The 19,704-nt window shown below is 44.4% G+C and carries 31 protein-coding genes and 1 pseudogene; 3 read left to right on the top strand and 29 right to left on the bottom strand.

What is annotated here, in order from left to right:
• Positions 1-238: 238 nt before the first annotated feature.
• Positions 239-1,003: a polysaccharide deacetylase family sporulation protein PdaB gene (gene pdaB, locus SB724_RS18330; RefSeq protein ID WP_410572227.1), complete on the top strand. Its 765-nt coding sequence runs from the start codon at positions 239-241 to the stop codon at positions 1,001-1,003.
• Here the strand turns inward: pdaB and kbaA are convergent, their stop codons facing one another.
• Positions 1,004-1,600 (bottom strand): KinB-signaling pathway activation protein, encoded by a 597-nt coding sequence (gene kbaA, locus SB724_RS18325; protein WP_038456737.1) that lies wholly within the window; start codon positions 1,598-1,600, stop codon positions 1,004-1,006.
• A gap of 107 nt (positions 1,601-1,707) precedes the next feature.
• Here kbaA and gerD point away from each other — a divergent pair, with 107 nt between their 5' ends.
• Positions 1,708-2,265, top strand: coding sequence for a spore germination lipoprotein GerD (gerD, locus tag SB724_RS18320; protein WP_007615280.1), 558 nt, complete (start codon positions 1,708-1,710; stop codon positions 2,263-2,265).
• 32 nt (positions 2,266-2,297) lie between these two features.
• On the opposite strand, the gene SB724_RS18315 is transcribed toward gerD, so the two are convergent.
• The 3 genes from SB724_RS18315 to SB724_RS18305 form a co-directional block, all read right to left on the bottom strand.
• The gene (locus SB724_RS18315; RefSeq protein ID WP_007410418.1) at positions 2,298-3,350 is read right to left on the bottom strand and encodes an Mrp/NBP35 family ATP-binding protein; all 1,053 of its coding nucleotides are present in this window, start codon (positions 3,348-3,350) and stop codon (positions 2,298-2,300) included.
• A 79-nt stretch (positions 3,351-3,429) separates the two neighbouring features.
• Positions 3,430-4,143: an N-acetylmuramoyl-L-alanine amidase CwlD gene (cwlD, locus tag SB724_RS18310; RefSeq protein WP_265973554.1), complete on the bottom strand. Its 714-nt coding sequence runs from the start codon at positions 4,141-4,143 to the stop codon at positions 3,430-3,432.
• Positions 4,144-4,203: 60 nt separating this feature from the next.
• Positions 4,204-4,647, bottom strand: a complete 444-nt coding sequence (locus SB724_RS18305) for a DUF2521 family protein (RefSeq protein ID WP_224181430.1) — start codon at positions 4,645-4,647, stop codon at positions 4,204-4,206.
• A gap of 130 nt (positions 4,648-4,777) precedes the next feature.
• Here SB724_RS18305 and SB724_RS18300 point away from each other — a divergent pair, with 130 nt between their 5' ends.
• Positions 4,778-5,251 (top strand): DinB family protein, encoded by a 474-nt coding sequence (locus SB724_RS18300; RefSeq protein ID WP_044803070.1) that lies wholly within the window; start codon positions 4,778-4,780, stop codon positions 5,249-5,251.
• A gap of 13 nt (positions 5,252-5,264) precedes the next feature.
• Here the strand turns inward: SB724_RS18300 and SB724_RS18295 are convergent, their stop codons facing one another.
• The 25 genes and pseudogenes from SB724_RS18295 to rplE form a co-directional block, all read right to left on the bottom strand.
• Positions 5,265-6,032 (bottom strand): class I SAM-dependent methyltransferase, encoded by a 768-nt coding sequence (locus SB724_RS18295; RefSeq protein WP_410572224.1) that lies wholly within the window; start codon positions 6,030-6,032, stop codon positions 5,265-5,267.
• 137 nt (positions 6,033-6,169) lie between these two features.
• Complete coding sequence (rpsI, locus tag SB724_RS18290; protein ID WP_003225846.1) at positions 6,170-6,562, bottom strand: 30S ribosomal protein S9; 393 nt, start codon at positions 6,560-6,562, stop codon at positions 6,170-6,172.
• Between the two features lie 20 nt (positions 6,563-6,582).
• Positions 6,583-7,020 (bottom strand): 50S ribosomal protein L13, encoded by a 438-nt coding sequence (rplM, locus tag SB724_RS18285; RefSeq protein WP_003225844.1) that lies wholly within the window; start codon positions 7,018-7,020, stop codon positions 6,583-6,585.
• A 159-nt stretch (positions 7,021-7,179) separates the two neighbouring features.
• On the bottom strand, positions 7,180-7,923 hold the full coding sequence (gene truA / locus SB724_RS18280) for a tRNA pseudouridine(38-40) synthase TruA (RefSeq protein ID WP_410572222.1): 744 nt from the start codon (positions 7,921-7,923) through the stop codon (positions 7,180-7,182).
• Between the two features lie 12 nt (positions 7,924-7,935).
• A complete protein-coding gene (locus SB724_RS18275; protein ID WP_007410412.1) occupies positions 7,936-8,733 on the bottom strand; it encodes an energy-coupling factor transporter transmembrane component T family protein in 798 nt (265 codons plus the stop codon).
• Entirely contained in the window at positions 8,730-9,599 is an 870-nt protein-coding gene (locus tag SB724_RS18270) for an energy-coupling factor ABC transporter ATP-binding protein (protein ID WP_265973555.1), read from the bottom strand. The genes SB724_RS18275 and SB724_RS18270 overlap by 4 nt, the downstream gene beginning before the upstream one ends.
• Positions 9,575-10,420 carry an energy-coupling factor ABC transporter ATP-binding protein gene (locus SB724_RS18265; RefSeq protein ID WP_410572220.1) on the bottom strand — a complete coding sequence of 282 codons (846 nt, stop codon included), beginning with the start codon at positions 10,418-10,420 and terminating at the stop codon, positions 9,575-9,577. Before SB724_RS18265 ends, SB724_RS18270 begins: the two co-directional genes overlap by 25 nt.
• 131 nt (positions 10,421-10,551) lie before the next feature.
• Entirely contained in the window at positions 10,552-10,914 is a 363-nt protein-coding gene (gene rplQ, locus SB724_RS18260) for a 50S ribosomal protein L17 (protein ID WP_003156550.1), read from the bottom strand.
• A gap of 77 nt (positions 10,915-10,991) precedes the next feature.
• Positions 10,992-11,936, bottom strand: coding sequence for a DNA-directed RNA polymerase subunit alpha (locus tag SB724_RS18255; RefSeq protein WP_003156549.1), 945 nt, complete (start codon positions 11,934-11,936; stop codon positions 10,992-10,994).
• Between the two features lie 176 nt (positions 11,937-12,112).
• A complete protein-coding gene (gene rpsK / locus SB724_RS18250) occupies positions 12,113-12,508 on the bottom strand; it encodes a 30S ribosomal protein S11 (RefSeq protein WP_003156547.1) in 396 nt (131 codons plus the stop codon).
• 20 nt (positions 12,509-12,528) lie between these two features.
• Positions 12,529-12,894: a 30S ribosomal protein S13 gene (gene rpsM / locus SB724_RS18245; RefSeq protein WP_003156545.1), complete on the bottom strand. Its 366-nt coding sequence runs from the start codon at positions 12,892-12,894 to the stop codon at positions 12,529-12,531.
• A gap of 22 nt (positions 12,895-12,916) precedes the next feature.
• Positions 12,917-13,030 (bottom strand): 50S ribosomal protein L36, encoded by a 114-nt coding sequence (rpmJ, locus tag SB724_RS18240; RefSeq protein ID WP_003156543.1) that lies wholly within the window; start codon positions 13,028-13,030, stop codon positions 12,917-12,919.
• Between the two features lie 33 nt (positions 13,031-13,063).
• Complete coding sequence (gene infA, locus SB724_RS18235) at positions 13,064-13,282, bottom strand: translation initiation factor IF-1 (protein ID WP_003156508.1); 219 nt, start codon at positions 13,280-13,282, stop codon at positions 13,064-13,066.
• Positions 13,260-13,584 (bottom strand): annotated as a pseudogene (locus SB724_RS18230) (KOW domain-containing RNA-binding protein). The gene infA and the pseudogene SB724_RS18230 overlap by 23 nt, the downstream one beginning before the upstream one ends.
• Before the next feature lie 22 nt (positions 13,585-13,606).
• A complete protein-coding gene (gene map, locus SB724_RS18225; protein ID WP_007410408.1) occupies positions 13,607-14,353 on the bottom strand; it encodes a type I methionyl aminopeptidase in 747 nt (248 codons plus the stop codon).
• On the bottom strand, positions 14,350-15,003 hold the full coding sequence (locus SB724_RS18220) for an adenylate kinase (RefSeq protein ID WP_007410407.1): 654 nt from the start codon (positions 15,001-15,003) through the stop codon (positions 14,350-14,352). Before SB724_RS18220 ends, map begins: the two co-directional genes overlap by 4 nt.
• Positions 15,004-15,054: 51 nt before the next feature.
• Positions 15,055-16,350: a preprotein translocase subunit SecY gene (gene secY / locus SB724_RS18215; RefSeq protein WP_007615246.1), complete on the bottom strand. Its 1,296-nt coding sequence runs from the start codon at positions 16,348-16,350 to the stop codon at positions 15,055-15,057.
• Between the two features lies 1 nt (position 16,351).
• Positions 16,352-16,792, bottom strand: a complete 441-nt coding sequence (gene rplO / locus SB724_RS18210) for a 50S ribosomal protein L15 (RefSeq protein ID WP_007410405.1) — start codon at positions 16,790-16,792, stop codon at positions 16,352-16,354.
• 30 nt (positions 16,793-16,822) lie between these two features.
• Complete coding sequence (gene rpmD, locus SB724_RS18205; RefSeq protein WP_003156497.1) at positions 16,823-17,002, bottom strand: 50S ribosomal protein L30; 180 nt, start codon at positions 17,000-17,002, stop codon at positions 16,823-16,825.
• A gap of 13 nt (positions 17,003-17,015) precedes the next feature.
• Positions 17,016-17,516 carry a 30S ribosomal protein S5 gene (rpsE, locus tag SB724_RS18200; RefSeq protein ID WP_003156493.1) on the bottom strand — a complete coding sequence of 167 codons (501 nt, stop codon included), beginning with the start codon at positions 17,514-17,516 and terminating at the stop codon, positions 17,016-17,018.
• Positions 17,517-17,540: 24 nt separating this feature from the next.
• On the bottom strand, positions 17,541-17,903 hold the full coding sequence (gene rplR / locus SB724_RS18195; RefSeq protein ID WP_003156492.1) for a 50S ribosomal protein L18: 363 nt from the start codon (positions 17,901-17,903) through the stop codon (positions 17,541-17,543).
• A gap of 34 nt (positions 17,904-17,937) precedes the next feature.
• Positions 17,938-18,477 carry a 50S ribosomal protein L6 gene (gene rplF / locus SB724_RS18190; protein WP_003156490.1) on the bottom strand — a complete coding sequence of 180 codons (540 nt, stop codon included), beginning with the start codon at positions 18,475-18,477 and terminating at the stop codon, positions 17,938-17,940.
• Positions 18,478-18,507: 30 nt separating this feature from the next.
• Complete coding sequence (rpsH, locus tag SB724_RS18185) at positions 18,508-18,906, bottom strand: 30S ribosomal protein S8 (RefSeq protein WP_003156489.1); 399 nt, start codon at positions 18,904-18,906, stop codon at positions 18,508-18,510.
• A 31-nt stretch (positions 18,907-18,937) separates the two neighbouring features.
• Complete coding sequence (gene rpsN / locus SB724_RS18180; RefSeq protein ID WP_003156488.1) at positions 18,938-19,123, bottom strand: 30S ribosomal protein S14; 186 nt, start codon at positions 19,121-19,123, stop codon at positions 18,938-18,940.
• A 22-nt stretch (positions 19,124-19,145) separates the two neighbouring features.
• The gene (gene rplE, locus SB724_RS18175; RefSeq protein ID WP_003156487.1) at positions 19,146-19,685 is read right to left on the bottom strand and encodes a 50S ribosomal protein L5; all 540 of its coding nucleotides are present in this window, start codon (positions 19,683-19,685) and stop codon (positions 19,146-19,148) included.
• Between the last annotated feature and the right edge of the window lie 19 nt (positions 19,686-19,704).

Genomic DNA, 19,704 nt, shown 5'->3' with positions numbered 1-19,704 from the left:
GTTGAAGCAGCTTTATTATCTTACCACTCAGCTTCTTTTATGTCAACAACTTTTTTCAAGTTGTTTCCGAAGCTTTTTGTTGTTGTCTGCTGTTCATCAGCGACGTTTAATAATATACCATGCATTCTTTAAATTTAGCAAGTGTTTTTTTCATTTTTTTAAAACGTATTTCGTTATATTCATCTCCGCCGCAGCATACGATGTAATCAAGCATGGACAAGATAAGGAGGCGTCATCAGTGAATCACTTCTACGTGTGGCACATCAGAAGGATAAAACAGCTGCTTATTATTATCATTGCCGCATTTGCAGCAGCCAGCTTTTTTTATATACAGAGAGCCGTCCCCCTTCCTGTATTTTTAACTGATAGCGGCCCGAAGGCTATTTCAAAAGGGGAGACGAAAGCGGGCGAAGTCGCATTAACATTCGATATCAGCTGGGGCGACGAAAAAGCAGTTCCTATTCTGAACGCGCTAAAAGCAAACGGTATTAAAAACGCCACTTTTTTTCTGTCAGCTTCTTGGGCGGAACGGCACCCGGACACAGTTGAACGTATGATAAAAGACGGACATCAAATCGGCAGCATGGGATATGCGTATAAGAATTATACCAACCTAGAGGACAATGAAATAAAAAAAGATATCCTCCGGGCCCAGACTGCATTTAAAAAGCTGGGTGTAAAGAATGTTCATTTACTCCGCCCGCCGACCGGACAATTTAATAAAAAGGTTCTTACCATTGCACAGCAGTACCACTATTCAGTGGTTCATTACAGCGTCAACTCGCATGATTGGACAAATCCCGGCCCTGATAAAATCATTGAAAATGTAAACAGTCATATAAAAGGCGGCGACATTGTCCTGCTGCACGCCTCTGATTCAGCAACACAGACTGAAGAAGCGCTCCCCGCCATTATTCACAATTTAAAGCAAAAAGGACTGAAAAACGTGACCGTCGGCGACCTGATCGCAAATACTGACGTCAAGTCATCAGAAGTGAAATAACTACCTCTGGGCAAACTTCGGCAGCATTAACAGCTGAAACGCATTGCAGCCCATCAGCGGAATCAGCATCAAATAAAGCCAGTCCTCATTATTCACTCGTAGCGCAGGAACCCATTCAAGCGCTGTAATAACGACCATTAAAAATAATGATGAAACGAACGTATTTTTTGAGGACTGCTTTTGTTTTATATATGCCGTCAACAGGCCGACGGCAAGCAGAGCCAGCGGCAGCCAGACAAACCCTGCAATCGAGTCATTCCGCTCTCCGAAAAACAAAAATCTGACGTACATTAAATCAAAAGCGACAAACAGAATGATAAACAGCTGAAGCAGATTCCAAAGCGAGCTTGATCTGAGAATTTCAAGGGCAAACCGGTGCACCGTCAGAAAAACGAAGAATCCCATCTGGCTGATCACACTGAAAATCATGCCTACCCCGATAAACCAGATCAGAACGGAGAAAATCTGACCGGCCTCAAAATTCAGAAAGAACCCCTTGTACTCCCCCCACTTCAGAGCAAATCCCACGACGCTTGTAATAAGAGCGCCCACAGCTAAAATCGAAAAGAAAAATCGAACAAGCCCGCGGCTTTTCATCTCTTATTCATCCCCCTGACAATCGCGTTCAGCGATATTTTGTTATGTATAAATCCATTCCGATGAATCATATTAAAAATAAGTACAAGTAAGGAAGGAGCTTATGCATGTCAAAAGCCAAAACGCTATTGATAAGCTGTTTTGTTGTATTATCTGTAACAGCTTGTGCTCCAAAAGACCAAGCAGCGGATATGGATTATGACCAGACTAAAAAAATGGTTGTTGATATATTAAAGACAGATGATGGAAAAAAAGCAATTAAGGAAATATTAAATGATGATGCGATGAATGAGGCATTGGTGATTGATCAAAATGCCATTAAAGGCACAATAGAGAAAACCCTCACCTCTAAAAAAGGGGCGGAGTTCTGGAAAACCATCTTTGAAGACTCAAAGTTCGCCGAGAGCTTTGCAAAAACTCTTCAGCCCGAGCACGAAAAAATCATAAAAAAACTGATGAAAGACCCTGATTATCAGAAAAGTTTTATGCAGATCATGCAAGACCCCGGCATGGATAAAAAATACTATGAGCTGGTGAAAAGCCAAAAGTTCCGCAGTTACTTAGAGGATGTAATTACAGAGACACTTTCCAGCCCGCTTTTCAAAAAGCAATTCGAGGATGAATTGAAAAAAGCGGCTTCAAGCTCTGAAAAAGAAAGCCAATAAAAGGCCGGGCCGTGTTGATCCCGGCCCCTTTTTTATTCAGCTGTTTTTTCAATGACTTTCTGGGCGATCCCCATATAAATTTCCCCGATCGGATGACTTCTGTCATAGACAGAAGGCGCAAATTGATCCTTGTCCCAATCAGGCTGTTTTAAAGGAATTCTGCCAAGCAGCGGCACTTGCAATTCCTCTGCAAGCTTATCTCCCCCGCCTTGACCGAACACATATTCTCTCTCGCCGGTTTTTGCACTTTCATAGTAAGCCATATTTTCAATGACCCCTACAACTTCATGATCAGTCTTAATCGCCATAGAACCCGCTCTCGCCGCTACAAATGCGGCTGTAGGGTGCGGCGTTGATACGATAATCTCTTTGCAGCTCGGAAGCATCGTGTGTACATCGAGCGCCACATCACCCGTGCCGGGCGGCAGATCAAGGACGATATAGTCAACCTCTCCCCAGTCAACTTCATGGAAGAAGTTATTCAGCATCTTGCCCAGCATCGGCCCTCTCCACACAACCGGAGCGTTTTCTTCGACGAAAAAGCCCATCGACATAACCTTTACTCCAAATCTTTCGACAGGAAGCAGTTTTTCTCCTTCTACTGTCGGGCGAACTGTAATACCCATCATGTCCGGCACGCTGAATCCGTATATATCCGCGTCGATCAAGCCGACTTTTTTTCCGAGCCGTGCAAGAGAAATGGCCAGATTGACGGAAACCGTTGATTTGCCGACACCGCCTTTTCCGCTTGCCACCGCAAGAAAGACCGGCGGGTGTTTCCTATTCAGCAGGGTTTCGCTTTCAGCAGCCGGCCGGCTGAATTTCGCCAATGTTTCTTCTGGCAGCTCTTCAAACCGCAGTCCCACAGTTTCTGCACCCGCTTCTTTCAAAACGGATACGATTTCCTGCTGAATGCCCATCTGTTCAGCCGTCCCCGTTTTTGCCAATGCAATTTTTACACTGACATGCCGTTTTTCCGGCTTGATCTTTACTTCTTTAATGGCATCCAATTCTCCCAGCGGTCTATGAAGAAAAGGTTCGCGCATGTTTCCGACTATATTTCTTACTTCATCTTCTCTTATCATCGAACCCTCACCCTTTGTGTATTCGTTTACAAATGGTATTATACCATATATTAAACATAGAATCGGCGAAAAACCCTCCTTACTCGGGAGGGTCTCCTTTCTCTGTAAAGTATCTCAATACACCCTTATACACGGAAGAAGCGATTTTGTCCTGATATTTGGGCTGGCCGAGCCTTTTCGCTTCCGCCGGATTGGACAGAAATCCGATTTCCACCAGCGCGCCCGGCTTGGTTACATTCTGCATTAAGTAAATGCCGTGTATCCGTTTCGCCTTTCTCGTTGTATTCTCCAAATTGATTCTCAATTCGTCCTGTATATATTTTGCCACTTTTTCATTTTCTTCGTATTTTCCATAGTAGAAGCTTTGGGCGCCGCTCCATCTCGGTGACGGTATGGCGTTCAGATGAATGCTGATATAAAGCTCCGCCTCTGAACGGTTGATGATTTCCACGCGCTTTCTCAGATCTTCCGCTTTGCGTCTGCTGTAGCCTTTCGTCCCTTCAGGAGCTAAATCAGTATCCGTCTCCCGCGTCATAATGACCAAAGCTCCCTGCTCCTGCAAATAGTCTCTGACCCTGGTGGCCACTTCGAGAGTAATGTCCTTTTCAAGGTGACTGCCTCCCGTGGCGCCTCCGTCCGGCCCGCCGTGCCCCGGATCGAGATAGATGATTTTCCCGCTCAGAGGCAGACTCCACGGCCGCCAGGAATCATCATTTTGGAATTGAAACCGGAATAAACACAATAATATGATAAAGCCAAGTAAAAAACCGAGCCATTTCAGCTTTTTTGTCATACCTTTCCCTCCCGCTTGTCCCCGTTATTAATAAGTATGGGACAAGGGAAGAAATTATGATTACCTCATGCGGAGCTTACATTGTTTTTCTCTTTGCAGAAATCCTTCCGTCCACCAGCTGTTGATAAACCGGCAGGACGCTTCATAGATTTCTTTTTGTTTAACGGAAGAATATTGCTCATGCGTCCAATTGCAAAGATATTCAAAAAAATCGATCGTCAGTTCTTCCTCTTCTTCAGCCGAACGGGCGTTTGCCCTCTGCAAAGACTCACCATAATAGCCAAAGACGCCGAACCGGCCGCCTAATAAATACGCTTCAATTGCAAAATCTATGCATCCTTCACTCAGAATGCCGTTTTCGTCTTGAAGAAAGGGAAACAAAGGGGTAAGACATGCTTTTACGGACTGAATGATCTGCGTCAGTGACAGCTCCTTTAGTAAACTCTTCTCAAGCTCAAAATCCTTCTGCCGTTTCACGTCTGAAAAAGATAATACTTCTGCCATTGCCAGCCACGCTCCTTTTTACTGTTATTTTGAAAGGAAAAGGGAAAAAGCATGCTTTGTTGATAGTGGAAATCCTCCCAAATGAAGGAGTTTTATGTTAACTGGAAGAATAAAGAGCTGAGGTGACGTGATGAAAAAGCTGTTTCAATACAATTGGACGGTGCGTGACGAGTGGTTTATGATATGTGAAAAGCTGAGCCGGGAGGAACTGACGAAAACCCGGACGGGCGGAATGGAGAGCATCTTGCGGACTTTATTTCATATCATTGATGTCGAGATCAGCTGGGCTCGTGCCATTTTAGGTAAAGATGATGTTTTACCTGCTGAGTCTGACTATACGAGCATTCAGGATCTCAGAAAGCTGTCTGAACAGTATCGGGAGGATGTCATTCATGCGGTCTCCCTCAAAGGACCGGATCTTGTTAAGCCGGACTGGATGGACCAAACCTTTCCTAAAGAAGATATTCTCCGCCACATCCTTGCGCATGAGATTCACCATATGGGACAACTGTCGGTTTGGGCCAGAGAAATTGGAATAGAACCGGTTTCGGCTAATGTGATCAGCCGACCGCAGGAAAAAGCCGCAAAAAAACAGCACCTCTGACGGGATGCCGTTTTTATATTTTAATGCTTCTTGTTACGGAGTATGTATTAATGTATTCATCCAGCACGAGGCCGCCTTTGTCCTCGTAAAAACCGGCAACCATGAAGCCTGCGTCAATCTGACCTTTAATTTGATCCTCCAGCGTATGGCCGAATTCAAGCGCTTCATGATTATCAATAAGTTCCTTTACCTTTTTCTTACTCAGGTCTTTTTCATCCGAAAACGGAATGGAATACTTTACTTTGAGTACACCTTCCTGCTCTAAATCCATATCAAATAAGAACACGACGGGATTTACAAAACCGGAGACTAAAGACCCGCCTTTTTTCAATACGCGATGAGCTTCTTTCCATACCGGAAGAACCGTATCAACAAAGCAATTCGATACCGGGTGCACAATAAAATCAAATGACTCATCATCAAAACAGCTCAGATCATTCATGCTGCCTTTGACAGTCCGAAGCGTAAGATCGTCCCGCTCGGCAACCATTCTGTCTTGCGCAAGCTGTTTTTCCGAATTGTCAAAGATGGTCACGTCCGCTCCTGCAGCAGCAAGGACCGGCCCTTGCTGTCCTCCTCCTGAAGCGAGACAAAGAACCTTCAGACCCTCTATGGGCGGAAACCAATCCGCCGGCACATCTTTTCCGGGGGTCATTCTGATGCTCCAATTGCCTTTTTTCGCTTCACCAATCGTATGAGAATCAACCGCAACCGTCCATTCATTGCCTGTTTCGACTTTTTTATCCCATGCCTTGCTGTTATGTATGACTAACTTATTCATTATAACTGCGCTCCTTATTGGTAATGAATAGAGTATAACAAACAATTCTAGAAAAGCATCGGATAACCTCTTGAATATGAGAAAAAAATACAAAAAAACCACAACCAAGAAGTTGTGGTTTTTGCCATCCAAAACGATTAACGTTTTGAGAACTGAGGTGCACGACGAGCGCCTTTAAGACCGTATTTTTTACGTTCTTTCATACGAGCGTCACGAGTCAGAAGACCAGCACGTTTAAGTGTTGCACGGTATTCTGGATCTGCTTCAAGCAAAGCACGAGCGATACCATGACGGATTGCTCCAGCTTGACCAGATAAGCCGCCTCCATGTACGTTTACTAAAACATCATAAGTACCAGCTGTTTCAGTTAAAGTTAATGGTTGTTTGATATCTTCGATTAGAGCTGGAGATGGAATGTGCTCGCTGATTTCACGATTATTAACGACGATACGACCTTCTCCTGGAACTAAGCGCACACGCGCTACAGAACTTTTACGACGGCCAGTACCGTAATATTGAACCTGTGCCAAATTGGTAACCTCCTTTTTAATTAACCGCGAAGTTCGTAAACTTCAGGTTTTTGTGCTTCATGTGGATGCTCAGAACCACGGTATACGTTCAATTTCTTGAACATTTGACGACCTAGAGAACCTTTTGGAAGCATGCCTTTGATAGCAAGCTCAAGCATTTTCTCAGGGTAGTTTGTACGCATTTCAAGAGCAGTTCTTGATTTTAATCCGCCTGGATGTTGAGTGTGACGGTAGTAGATTTTGTCAGTTAACTTTTTACCAGTTAACTCGATTTTTTCAGCGTTGATGATGATCACATGATCTCCAGTATCAACGTGCGGTGTGTAAGTCGGTTTGTGTTTCCCGCGAAGGATAGATGCAACTTCTGTAGAAAGACGTCCTAAAGTCTTGCCTGCTGCATCAACAACTAACCACTTGCGTTCAATAGTACTTGCGTTAGCCATAGGTGTTGTACGCATTGAATTTCCCTCCTAAATGATCTGTCATTTTCAATAATCTTCGATTACGTTCTATTTCACAACACAATAAGTTCCGGGGCTTATCGTGGGGTTGAAATACATACCATATGATATCTTATAACTTTATGCAGACTCTGTCAAGAAAATGTTACACCTGGTTTAGTTGTCATAGCAAACGCTCCATAAATACAGCCCGTGCCCCGGTGCGGTGCGCCCCGCGGCTTCGCGATCTTTCGCTTCGAGCATTGCTTTTACATCATCCGGAGAAAATTTTCCAGCTCCTGTATCCAATAACGTTCCGGCAATGATTCTGACCATATTATAGAGAAAACCGTTACCGGTGATCCGCATCTGCAGGCCGTCTCCGGTCTCAGTCCAATCCAGCTCGTAAATCGTTCTGACCTTATCCTGAACCGCGGTATCAGCCGCGCAAAAGCTTGTGAAATCATGTGTCCCGATGAGGTGCCTTGAAGCTTCCCTCATTTTCTGCACATTAAGCTGATATGCAAAATGGTAAGCGTAATGTCGTTTAAATACGTCCGGGTGTTTCTCCGTATATACAATGTAGCGATATTCCTTTTGGACCGCGCTAAATCGTGCATGGAACCCATCATCCGCAATCTCTGCTGTTTTGACGGCAATATCATCAGGCAGCAGGGCATTGAGCGCAAACGGCCATTTCTCAGCCGGGATGGACAGCGGCGTATCAAAATGAATGACCTGCCCGGCAGCATGAACATCGCTGTCCGTGCGGCCGGATGAGTACACAGGCACTCTGCCGTCCGTTTTATGGATGATGGCCAGCGCTTTTTCCAATTCACTTTGAACGGTCCGCTTTCCAGGCTGAACCTGATATCCGTTAAATAAATGCCCGTCATAAGCAATGGTACATTTCACTCTCATTCAGCAGCACCTCTAACTTCTTAAGAAAAACAATAACACGGCTAATACCATGATGAGCAGAATAGCTCCGGTATCCTTTCCGGTCCAGACAAGCTTTCTGTATTTCGTTCTCCCCTCACCGCCCTGGTAGCCTCTCGCCTCCATGGCGACCGCGAGCTCTTCTGCGCGTTTAAAGGCGCTGACAAACAGCGGGACAAGCAGCGGAACAACCGCTTTGATTCTGTCTTTCACCGGGCCGCTTGTAAAGTCCGCACCCCTCGCCATTTGCGCCTTCATGATTTTATCTGTCTCTTCCATCAATGTCGGGATAAATCGCAATGATATCGACATCATCAATGCGAGTTCGTGTACGGGCAGCTTCACCTTTTTAAAAGGATTCAGCAGCTGCTCCATTCCATCCGTTATTTCAATCGGCGTTGTTGTCAGCGTCAGCAGCGTCGTCATAAAGATAAGGTAAACGAAACGGAGGGAGATAAAAATACCCTGTATAAGTCCGCCCTCATACACTTTAAACCAGCCAAGCTGAAAAATGACAGATCCTTCATGCGTCATGAAAATGTGTAATAAAAAGGTAAACGCCACAATCCAGATAATCGGCTTAAGCCCCTTCAGCAAAAAGCTGAACGGCACTCGTGTTAAGGCAATCACCCCGAATGTAAACAAACCGAGCAAAGCGTACGTCTGTACGTTGTTTGCCAAAAAAACGATACATACAAAAAGAAAGATGCTGACAAGTTTTGTTCGCGGGTCCAATCGGTGAATAAGCGATGATCCGGGAACATACTTTCCGATAATCATGCTGTCCATCATTGGTCCTTTTCCTCCTGAAAGAAAGCCTTAATTTCACTGGCGGCATCCTGCAGGGTCAGCATGGGTTTCTCATACTTGACGCCGAGAGCCTTCTCAAGCCGTCTCTGAAACTTCACCGATTCAGGAAGATCCAGGCCCATTTCAGCCATCTCTTCACCTTTTACAAACAAGTCACGCGGACTCCCCGTCGCTTTAATGGTTCCTTTGTGCATGACGATCATTTCGTCAGCATAGCGGGCGGCGTCCTCCATGCTGTGGGTGACGAGAACGGTAGTCAGGTTTCCCCGCTGATGAAGCGCATAGAACATGTCCATAATGTCCTGGCGCCCTCTCGGATCAAGACCGGCCGTTGGTTCATCCAAAACCAGCACTTCCGGCTCCATCGCGAGAACGCCGGCAATCGCCACTCTGCGCATCTGGCCGCCGCTGAGCTCAAATGGTGAACGATCCAAAATGTCTTCCGGAAGGCCCACAAGCCCCAGCATTTCTTTGGCTTTCCGTTCAGCGTCTTCTTTTTTTACACCGAAATTCATCGGTCCGAATGCGATGTCCTTCAGCACAGTCTCTTCAAACAGCTGATGTTCGGGAAATTGGAAAACGATTCCGACTTTTTTTCGTAAAGTCTTAAGGTCTTTATTCTTTTTACCGGCTGCCAGAATCGTGCTCCCGAGTTCAAGCTGTCCTTTAGTCGGTTTCAGCAAACCGTTTAAATGCTGCAGGAGCGTCGATTTGCCCGACCCTGTATGCCCGATGACGGCAACGTAGCTGCCCTCTTTTATTACAGCATTGATATCATACAGAGCAAGCCGTTCAAACGGTGTCTTCATTTGATAGCGGTGTTCTACATCATTGATTTTAATGTCCACAGCTCATTCACCAGCCCTTCCTGAGTCAGATGGTTTTTCGTTAACGCCAGTCCGCTTTCTTTCAAAAGCAGGCTGAGCTGGAATGAGAAAGGCAAATCAAGACCGATGCGAACCAAGTCTTCGTTTAATTTAAAAATCTCTTCAGGCGTGCCCTCTGCATATTTCCTGCCGCCGTTCATCACAATGATCCTGTCCGCCCTTGCGGCTTCTTCCAGATCATGTGTTATCGAAATGACGGTGGCCATGCCCTGATCTTTTAAGCGTCTGACAGTATCAAGGACTTCTTCTCTCCCAATCGGGTCAAGCATGGATGTCGCTTCATCCAAAATCATAATATCAGGACGCGCGGCAATAATTCCCGCGATCGCCACTCTTTGTTTTTGACCTCCGGAGAGATGGTGCGGCTCTTGATCAAGAAAATCCTGCATATTGACTTGTGTGACAGCCCAATCTACTCTCTCAATCATTTCTTCGCGCGGAACACCATTGTTTTCTAAACCAAAAGCCACATCATCGCGAACAGTCGTTCCGACAAATTGGTTATCGGGATTCTGAAAGACCATCCCTATTTTTTTTCGCACATCCCACACGGTATCCTCAGTCAGTTTGATGCCGCCGACTTCGATTTCTCCGGCCTCGGGCAAAATCAGTCCGTTCAGCGCTCTGGCCAAAGTCGACTTCCCTGAACCGTTGTGGCCTACGATAGCAAGCCATTCTCCTTCGTATACCTCCAGACTCACACCGTCCAGCGCCGGTCTTTCCGCATCTTTGCGGTATCGGAATAGAATGTCTTTTACGGATATAAGCTGTTTTTGATCCACGGGCGCCTGGCCTCCTCTCAGCTATAGCTCTGCTTGTCTGTCTCATGATAAAAAGTTCTGATATCTAAAAAAAGGGCATAGATCCAGTTAGAAACTGTCCCGCCCTTCTTTAGATACACAAAAATATGTGATTAAACCAATTCGATGATTGCCATTGGTGCACCGTCACCACGGCGAGGACCAAGCTTCATAATACGTGTGTATCCGCCTTGGCGCTCCTCGTAACGAGTTGCAATGTCAGAGAACAATTTTTGAAGTGCATCTTGGTTATTTTCCTCATTAGCAACCTCGTTGCGAATGTATGCAGCAGCTTGACGACGAGCATGCAAGTCACCGCGCTTACCAAGAGTGATCATCTTTTCAACAACAGAGCGAAGTTCTTTCGCACGTGTTTCAGTTGTTTCAATTCTTTCGTTGATGATCAAATCTGTTGTAAGATCACGAAGCATAGCTTTACGCTGTGAACTCGTACGTCCTAGTTTTCTGTATGACATGTGATGTCCCCTCCTTTAATGGAATGCTGTTTCTAAATAAAAAACACACGAAAATCCTAGTTCACATGGAAACTAGATCAATCGTCTTTGCGAAGGCCGAGTCCAAGTTCTTCTAGTTTCGCTTTCACTTCTTCAAGTGATTTGCGTCCCAGATTGCGAACTTTCATCATATCTTCTTCCGTCTTGTTCGCAAGTTCTTGAACCGTGTTAATGCCCGCACGCTTCAAGCAGTTGTAAGACCGGACAGAAAGGTCAAGTTCCTCAATCGTCATTTCAAGAACTTTTTCTTTTTGGTCCTCTTCTTTTTCAACCATGATTTCAGCATGCTGAGCTTCGTCAGTTAAACCGACGAATATATTAAGGTGTTCAGTTAAAATCTTTGAACCGAGCGCAATTGCTTCTTTCGGTCCAGTGCTTCCGTCAGTCCAAACATCAAGTGTAAGTTTGTCATAGTTTGCAACCTGGCCTACACGAGTGTTTTCTACCTGATAAGATAAACGAGAAACTGGCGTAAAGATTGAATCGATCGGAATCACGCCGATTGGCTGATCGTCTCTTTTGTTCGAATCAGCAGGTGTATACCCACGTCCTCTTTGTGCAGTAAGGCGAACTCGGAAACTCGCATTCTCACCAAGAGTCGCGATATGAAGATCCGGATTAAGGATTTCAACATCGCTGTCGTGTGTAATATCAGCTGCTGTGACAGTTCCTTCGCCCTGTACATCAATTTCAAGCGTCTTCTCTTCATCAGAGTAGATTTTCAATGCAAGCTTTTTAATGTGCAAGATTATCGTTGTAACATCTTCCACAACGCCTTCGATTGTCGAGAATTCGTGCAGTACACCATCTATCTGGATCGATGTTACAGCGGCACCAGGGAGTGAGGATAAGAGGATACGACGCAAGGAGTTACCCAGAGTTGTACCATATCCACGCTCAAGCGGCTCTACGACAAACTTACCAAATTTGGCATCGTCGCTGATTTCAACCGTTTCGATTTTTGGTTTTTCAATCTCGATCATTACTTAAAACCCTCCTTCAAAACGTCGAAACCTCGAATAGAATCATATGAGATTCCATCCGAAATTCCCCATTGTTTAGTCCCGTATGTGCTCAGGCAACGAGTCGGTGCATTCGTTTCATAAATAACTGTATCATAACCCATTATTGACAGGGACACAAAATCTATACAAACAAATTACACGCGGCGACGTTTTGGTGGACGGCATCCATTATGAGGAACAGGAGTTACGTCTCTGATAGCTGTAACTTCAAGTCCGGCAGCTTGTAAAGCACGGATTGCAGCTTCACGGCCAGAACCTGGTCCTTTAACAGTTACTTCAAGAGTTTTAAGTCCGTGTTCGATTGAACCTTTAGCAGCTGTTTCAGCAGCCATTTGCGCAGCAAAAGGAGTAGATTTACGAGAACCTCTGAATCCTAGAGCTCCGGCACTTGACCAAGAAATAGCATTACCATGAGTATCAGTGATCGTAACGATCGTGTTGTTGAAAGTTGAACGAATATGAGCGATTCCTGACTCAATATTCTTTTTCACGCGACGTTTACGCGTGTTTTGTTTACGAGCAGCAGCCATTGTTTAGGTACCTCCCTTACTTATTTTTTCTTGTTAGCTACAGTACGACGCGGACCTTTACGAGTACGCGCATTGTTTTTAGAGTTTTGTCCGCGAACAGGCAAACCTCTGCGATGGCGGATTCCGCGGTAGCTTCCGATTTCGATCAGACGCTTGATGTTAAGAGAAACTTCACGGCGAAGGTCACCTTCTACTTTCAGTTTGTCAATAACATCACGGATTTTACCAAGTTCTTCTTCAGTAAGATCACGCACACGAGTATCTTCAGAAACACCAGCCTCTTTCAAGACTTGCTGAGCCGTTGTGCGGCCAATTCCGAAGACATATGTTAAAGAAATAACAACACGTTTGTCACGTGGGATATCTACACCAGCAATACGAGCCATTCTCTGGGCACCTCCTTATTAATTATCCTTGTTTTTGTTTATGCTTTGGATTTTCACAGATCACCATTACTTTTCCTTTTCTGCGAATAACTTTACATTTTTCGCAGATTGGTTTAACTGATGGTCTCACTTTCATGTGTTTCCAACCTCCTTCAGTTTCCGGAGTGCTTTATTTGTAACGGTACGTAATCCTGCCACGAGTTAAGTCATATGGAGATAATTCTACCGTAACTTTGTCTCCAGGTAAAATGCGAATGAAGTGCATGCGGATTTTACCAGATACGTGAGCCAAAACCGTATGGCCATTTTCGAGTTCAACTTTGAACATCGCGTTTGGCAGTGTTTCGACAATCGTACCTTCCACTTCAATTACATCGTCTTTCGCCATTCAAGTGTTCTCCCTTCTTCAAATCAGTAACTTGCTCTCTGACAAATTTCAAAAGAGAAAATCTCAGTTATCCGTTTGTCACACGCCCTGTTTCGTTTATACTGTTCTGAACTTCCGGAGATACGCAATCATAAAGGGTGAATGATTGATATTCTTTTTCTAAGGAGAATGAAATGTACGCTTTTCTCCGTCTGCTTTAGTACACGATGATGAATCTTCATTCCGATGACAGCAGCTAGCCGGTTTTTCTTCCGACCAATTGTAAACCTACAATCTGCCCAGGTGCGGAATGAAAAACATATGTCATGGAATTCATTTCATCATCTAGACTTTTGTCAGTATATCAAAACCCGTTTCCGTAATCGCAATCGTATGTTCAAAATGAGCACACTTTTTCCCATCTACCGTTACAACCGTCCAGTTATCAGCCAATGTTTTCACATATCGGCTGCCAGCGTTAACCATCGGTTCTATAGCGAGAACCATACCAGGCTTCAGCCTAGGTCCTTTGTTTGGCGGACCGTAATGAGGAATTTGCGGATCCTCATGCAAGTCTTGACCAACACCATGTCCGACATACTCCCTAACAACTGAAAACTGCTCATTTTCGACATACGTTTGTATTGCGTGGGAAATATTCGACAAACGTTCACCTGGTTTTGCTTCCTTCAAGCCTTTATATAAAGACTCCTCTGTTACTTCCAGCAGTCGTTTATCATCATCACTGATGTTTCCTACCGGATATGTCCAAGCAGAGTCACCATGATAACCATTTAATTTAGCACCGATATCAATGCTGATAATGTCACCGTCACGCAAAACCCTTTTACCGGGAATTCCGTGAACGAGTTCTTCATTAACTGATACACAGATGCTCCCGCGAAACCCATTATACCCCTTAAAAGATGGGATTGCACCCTGCTTCTCAATAAAACGTTCGGCAATTTGATCCAATTCTTTTGTCGAGATTCCTGGTTTAATGTGCTTTTTCATCTCTTCATGAGTCAAAGCCACGATTCGCCCTGCTTCCCGCATGATGCCAAGCTCACGAGGGGTCTTACAGATAATCATTTGCTCAATCCTCCAAGAAGCTCTTTCACATCTTTGTACACGTCGTTAATGTCCTGCTGGCCATTGACGTTGACAAGATACCCTTTCTCAGAATAAAAATCGAGTAAAGGCTGAGTCTGCTTCATGTTGACCTCAAGCCGTTTTGAGACGGTTTCCTCATTATCATCTGCCCGTTGATAAAGGTCTCCTCCGTCTTTATCACAAACACCCGGCGTTTTCGGCGGATTGAAAACCAAATGATAGGTTGTGCCGCAAACACTGCAAATTCTGCGTCCAGTCAAACGTTCCATTAAAGAGTCTTTGTCTACTTTAATGTTAATGACATAATCAATCGGCTTGCCGTATTCCTCAAGAATGTTTTCAAGAGCTTCAGCCTGAGCGACTGTTCGCGGAAATCCGTCCAGAAGAAAACCTCTTTCACAATCATCTTTGCCGAGTCTTTCTTTGACAATGCCGATTGTGACTTCGTCCGGTACGAGCTCGCCTTTATCAATATAAGACTTTGCTTCGAGTCCGAGTGGTGTTTCTTCTTTCATAGCAGCACGGAACATATCTCCCGTTGAGATATGAGGTATCCCATAATCCTCAACAATTCGTTCTCCCTGTGTGCCTTTACCGGCTCCAGGAAGTCCCATTAAGACTAAGTTCATTCGGATTTCCCCCGTCCTCTCTTATTTAGAGGAATGGTTAAAACCAGTCCTCTAATTTTTCATAAATCCTCGGTAATTACGTTTCACTAACTGGCTCTCCAGCTGCTTCATTGTCTCCAAGGCTACCCCGACGACAATTAACAATGATGTTCCGCCAATCTGTGCACTTTGAGGCAATCCAGCGAATTGAATGAAAAAGATAGGAAGAATGGAAATCACGGCTAAGAATATAGAACCCACAAACGTAAGTCGATACAAAATGCTCGTAATTCTATCTTGAGTCATTTTCCCTGGACGAACCCCCGGGATATAGCCACCCTGTTTTTTTAGGTTATCAGCCATTTGTTCAGGGTTTACCTGCACAAAAGCATAGAAGTACGTAAAGGCGATAATTAATGCGACATAAACCGCCATGCCCACCGGATGTGTATTGTCAAAGTTGGCTTGAATCCACTTTGTCACATTGTTTTCTCCGAAAAATGACGCGATAGTACGCGGCGTAATAAGAAACGCAACCGCAAAGATTACCGGAATAACCCCTGCCGGATTCACTTTAAGCGGAAGGTGAGTTGACTGGCCTCCGCCAACAGGTGAACGACCTTGCCCTTTTGCATATTGAATCGCGATTTTGCGTACGGCCTGCTGAATGAAAATAACACCAACAATAACGGCCAAAATCGCAATCACCAGTAAGGCGATTTTTACAATATGAATAAACAGCTGATCGCTGCTGCCGACAAATTGAGTCTCATAAATCTGCCCAACAGTTTTCGGAATACTAGCCACAATCCCCGCGAAGATGATGATCGAAATTCCGTTACCTACTCCATTGGAAGTAATTTGTTCTCCCAGCCACATTAAAAAAGCAGTTCCTCCAGTGAGTACTAAAGCAATAATCAGATATGTCGATATGCCGGATTTCTCAATCAGCATACCGTTTGCCAGGTTGTTAAACCCGTAAGACATACCTAATGCCTGGATAAAACCAAGCACAATCGTAAAATATCTCGTGAACTGAGCTAATTTACGGCGGCCGACTTCACCTTGCTTAGACCACTCGGTAAACTTCGGCACAACATCCATCTGAAGCAGCTGAATGATGATTGAAGCAGTGATGTAAGGCGTAATTCCCATCGCAAAAATGGAGAACTGATAAAGCGCACCGCCGCCAAATGTATTAAGGAGATCAAAAACCCCCATCGAACTTTGTGTCTGCAACGCCTGAGCATTTACATATGGCACAGGGATAAACGCACCTATGCGAAAGACGATAAGCATGAGTAATGTAAAAATGATTTTATTCCGAATATCACTCACACGCATAAAGTTGGAGATTGTCTTAAACAAGTTAGATCACCTCAGCTGTACCGCCAGCAGCTTCAACAGCTTCTTTCGCAGAAGCAGAGAATTTATTGGCTTTTACAGTTAATTTTTTCTCTAATTTACCGTTGCCAAGAATCTTTACTCCTGCATTAAGTTTGCTAATAACACCAGTCTCAAGAAGAAGTTCAGGAGTGACTTCCGTTCCTTCCGCAAAACCGTTCAATTTGTCTACGTTCACAATAGCGTAATCCTTACGGTTGATGTTTGTAAAACCGCGTTTAGGAAGACGTTGGAATAAAGGCATTTGTCCCCCCTCGAATCCAGGGCGTACACCGCCGCCAGAACGAGCGTTTTGACCTTTGTGACCTTTACCAGCTGTTTTACCGTTACCAGAACCAATACCACGACCTACGCGATTGCGTACTTTACGTGAACCTTCTGAAGGCTTTAATTCATGAAGTTTCATTAGGACACCTCCTTAGCCTATAATTTATTTTTATTGTTCTTTAACAGAAACTAGATGAGATACTTTATTAATCATACCGCGGATCGCAGCGTTATCTTCATGAACGACAGTTTGGTTTGTTTTCTTTAAACCAAGTGTTCTTACAGTAACGCGCTGATCTTCCGGGCGACCGATTACACTGCGTTTGAGGGTAATTTCTAATTTAGCCATTAATGTTCCCTCCTTATCCTAACAGTTCTTCTACAGATTTTCCACGAAGCTTCGCAACCTCTTCGGCACGTTTAAGCTCACTTAAACCTTGAAGTGTTGCACGGATCATGTTGATCGGTGTGTTAGAACCTAAAGACTTAGAAAGGATATCAGCAACGCCAGCAAGCTCAAGTACCGCACGTACAGGGCCTCCAGCGATAACTCCAGTACCTTCAGAAGCAGGTTTCAACAAGATATTGCCTGCACCGAAACGTCCGATGATTTCGTGTGGAATCGTAGTTCCAACCATTGGTACTTCAATCAAATTCTTTTTCGCATCTTCAACAGCTTTGCGGATTGCTTCAGGTACTTCTTGTGCTTTACCAGTACCGAAACCTACGTGACCGTTTTTGTCACCGACAACGACTAGAGCTGCGAAACGGAAACGACGACCACCTTTAACAACTTTCGCTACGCGGTTAACCGTAACTAAGCGTTCTTCTAACTCTAATTTGCTTGGGTCAATACGACGCATAATCATGTGTCCCTCCTTTTTTTATTAAAATTTCAGTCCGGCTTCACGAGCTGCATCGGCCAGAGCTTTTACACGTCCATGGTATAAGTATCCGCCGCGGTCAAATACTACGTCAGAAACACCTTTCTCAGAAGCGCGTTTCGCAACGAGTTCACCGACTTTAGCAGCAGCAGCGCTGTCACCAGTGCTTTCCACGTTCAAATCTTTATCGAGAGTAGAGGCACTAGCAAGTGTAACGCCATTTACATCATCGATGATTTGAGCATAAATGTGTTTGTTTGAACGGAACACATTCAGACGAGGTCTTTCAGCTGTGCCTGAAAGTTTAGCACGAACACGGGCATGTCTTTTTTGACGAGCAGCATTTTTGCTAGTTTTCGTAATCATCCTTAGGTCACTCCTTTCTTCACTTTAAGCGGTCTTACTTAGCAGATTTACCTTCTTTACGGCGAACAACTTCACCTTCGTAGCGGATTCCTTTACCTTTGTAAGGCTCTGGAGAACGTACAGCGCGGATGTTAGCAGCGATAGCTCCTACACGCTCTTTGTCTGTACCTTTTACAACTACTTTAGTTTGAGAAGGAACTTCGATTTCGATGCCCTCTTCAGGAACGATCTCAACAGGATGAGAGTATCCAACGTTTAAAACAAGTTTGTTTCCGGATTTAGCCGCACGATAACCGACACCGACTAATTCCAAACCTCTTTCAAATCCTTTAGATACGCCTTCAACCATGTTTCCAAGCAGACTGCGAGTCGTACCATGCAGCGCACGGTGCTCTTTGTGATCAGAAGGACGAGTAACTGTAAGCACGTTGTCCTCAATTTTGATTTCCATATCAGGATGGAAAGTACGAGTTAATTCTCCTTTTGGTCCTTTTACAGCTACAGTGTTGCCTTCGTTCAGCGTTACTGTAACTCCAGAAGGGATCTCAAGCAGTTTTTTTCCTACACGAGACATACTAAAACACCTCCATTCTTGTTAAACTTCTTACCAAACGTATGCTAGAACTTCTCCACCAGCTTGTTTTGCACGGGCTTCTTTGTCCGTTAAAACACCTTGTGATGTAGAAATAATCGCGATTCCAAGACCGTTAAGTACGCGAGGTACTTCATTTGATTTAGCGTATACACGCAAACCTGGTTTGCTGATTCTTTTAAGACCAGTGATAACGCGCTCGTTGTTTTGTCCGTATTTCAAGAAAACGCGGATGATACCTTGTTTGCTGTCTTCTACGAACTCAACGTCACGAATGAAACCTTCACGCTTTAAAATGTCAGCAATTTCTCTTTTCAATTTAGAAGCAGGAATTTCAAGCTTCTCATGACGTACCATGTTTGCATTGCGAATACGAGTCAGCATATCTGCAATTGGATCTGTCATAACCATTATATAATTACCTCCTTCCCATTCTTGGGGATTACCAGCTGGCTTTTTTCACGCCAGGAATTTGTCCTTTATATGCAAGCTCACGGAAACAAATACGGCAAAGTTTAAATTTACGAATGACTGAGTGCGGACGTCCGCAGCGTTCACAGCGAGTGTACTCTTGCACTTTAAACTTTGGTGTACGTTGTTGTTTCGCAATCATTGACTTTTTAGCCACGATTTCGCCTCCCTTTCATTGATTATTTCTGGAACGGCATACCTACTTGAGTTAATAGCTCACGAGCCTCTTCGTCAGAGTTAGCAGTCGTTACGATAACGATGTCCATTCCGCGAACCTTTGTTACTTTATCGTAGTCAATTTCAGGGAAGATTAACTGTTCTTTGATACCAAGAGTGTAGTTTCCGCGACCGTCGAAAGATTTCTTAGAAATCCCGCGGAAGTCACGCACACGCGGTAAAGATACAGAAATAAGTTTATCAAGGAAATCATACATGCGCTCTCCGCGAAGAGTTACTTTCGCACCGATAGGCATTCCCTCACGAAGACGGAATCCAGCAATTGATTTCTTCGCACGAGTAACGACAGGTTTTTGACCTGCGATAAACGTTAATTCTTCAACAGCACTGTCGATTGCTTTCGCGTTTTGAACAGCATCACCGACACCCATGTTGATTACGATTTTTTCGATTTTTGGCACCTGCATAACAGAGTCGTAGTTGAACTTCGTCATTAAAGCAGGTGAAATTTCTTTATTGTACTTTTCTTTAAGGCGGTTCATGAGATAGACCTCCCTTCCT

Origin of the sequence: Bacillus sp. SIMBA_031 (genome assembly GCF_046535225.1) — a bacterium.
In the GTDB taxonomy this organism is placed as follows: Bacteria; Bacillota; Bacilli; order Bacillales; family Bacillaceae; genus Bacillus; species Bacillus velezensis.
The sequence above is the reverse complement of the archived record's forward strand: the minus strand, read 5'-3'. Positions and strand labels throughout refer to the sequence as shown.

Coding starts and splice junctions, on each gene's coding strand:
- kbaA (WP_038456737.1), bottom strand. CDS start 1,600: ATGAAAAGCCGCGGGCTTGTTCGATTTTTCTTTTCGATTTTAGCTGTG.
- gerD (WP_007615280.1), top strand. CDS start 1,708: ATGTCAAAAGCCAAAACGCTATTGATAAGCTGTTTTGTTGTATTATCT.
- SB724_RS18315 (WP_007410418.1), bottom strand. CDS start 3,350: ATGATAAGAGAAGATGAAGTAAGAAATATAGTCGGAAACATGCGCGAA.
- cwlD (WP_265973554.1), bottom strand. CDS start 4,143: ATGACAAAAAAGCTGAAATGGCTCGGTTTTTTACTTGGCTTTATCATA.
- SB724_RS18305 (WP_224181430.1), bottom strand. CDS start 4,647: ATGGCAGAAGTATTATCTTTTTCAGACGTGAAACGGCAGAAGGATTTT.
- SB724_RS18300 (WP_044803070.1), top strand. CDS start 4,778: ATGAAAAAGCTGTTTCAATACAATTGGACGGTGCGTGACGAGTGGTTT.
- SB724_RS18295 (WP_410572224.1), bottom strand. CDS start 6,032: ATGAATAAGTTAGTCATACATAACAGCAAGGCATGGGATAAAAAAGTC.
- rplM (WP_003225844.1), bottom strand. CDS start 7,020: ATGCGTACAACACCTATGGCTAACGCAAGTACTATTGAACGCAAGTGG.
- truA (WP_410572222.1), bottom strand. CDS start 7,923: ATGAGAGTGAAATGTACCATTGCTTATGACGGGCATTTATTTAACGGA.
- SB724_RS18275 (WP_007410412.1), bottom strand. CDS start 8,733: ATGATGGACAGCATGATTATCGGAAAGTATGTTCCCGGATCATCGCTT.
- rplQ (WP_003156550.1), bottom strand. CDS start 10,914: ATGTCATACAGAAAACTAGGACGTACGAGTTCACAGCGTAAAGCTATG.
- SB724_RS18255 (WP_003156549.1), bottom strand. CDS start 11,936: ATGATCGAGATTGAAAAACCAAAAATCGAAACGGTTGAAATCAGCGAC.
- rpsK (WP_003156547.1), bottom strand. CDS start 12,508: ATGGCTGCTGCTCGTAAACAAAACACGCGTAAACGTCGCGTGAAAAAG.
- rpsM (WP_003156545.1), bottom strand. CDS start 12,894: ATGGCTCGTATTGCTGGTGTAGATATCCCACGTGACAAACGTGTTGTT.
- rpmJ (WP_003156543.1), bottom strand. CDS start 13,030: ATGAAAGTGAGACCATCAGTTAAACCAATCTGCGAAAAATGTAAAGTT.
- infA (WP_003156508.1), bottom strand. CDS start 13,282: ATGGCGAAAGACGATGTAATTGAAGTGGAAGGTACGATTGTCGAAACA.
- map (WP_007410408.1), bottom strand. CDS start 14,353: ATGATTATCTGTAAGACCCCTCGTGAGCTTGGCATCATGCGGGAAGCA.
- SB724_RS18220 (WP_007410407.1), bottom strand. CDS start 15,003: ATGAACTTAGTCTTAATGGGACTTCCTGGAGCCGGTAAAGGCACACAG.
- rplO (WP_007410405.1), bottom strand. CDS start 16,792: ATGAAACTTCATGAATTAAAGCCTTCAGAAGGTTCACGTAAAGTACGC.
- rpmD (WP_003156497.1), bottom strand. CDS start 17,002: ATGGCTAAATTAGAAATTACCCTCAAACGCAGTGTAATCGGTCGCCCG.
- rpsE (WP_003156493.1), bottom strand. CDS start 17,516: ATGCGTCGTATTGACCCAAGCAAATTAGAGTTAGAAGAACGCTTAGTT.
- rplR (WP_003156492.1), bottom strand. CDS start 17,903: ATGATTACGAAAACTAGCAAAAATGCTGCTCGTCAAAAAAGACATGCC.
- rplF (WP_003156490.1), bottom strand. CDS start 18,477: ATGTCTCGTGTAGGAAAAAAACTGCTTGAGATCCCTTCTGGAGTTACA.
- rpsH (WP_003156489.1), bottom strand. CDS start 18,906: ATGGTTATGACAGATCCAATTGCAGATATGCTGACTCGTATTCGCAAT.
- rplE (WP_003156487.1), bottom strand. CDS start 19,685: ATGAACCGCCTTAAAGAAAAGTACAATAAAGAAATTTCACCTGCTTTA.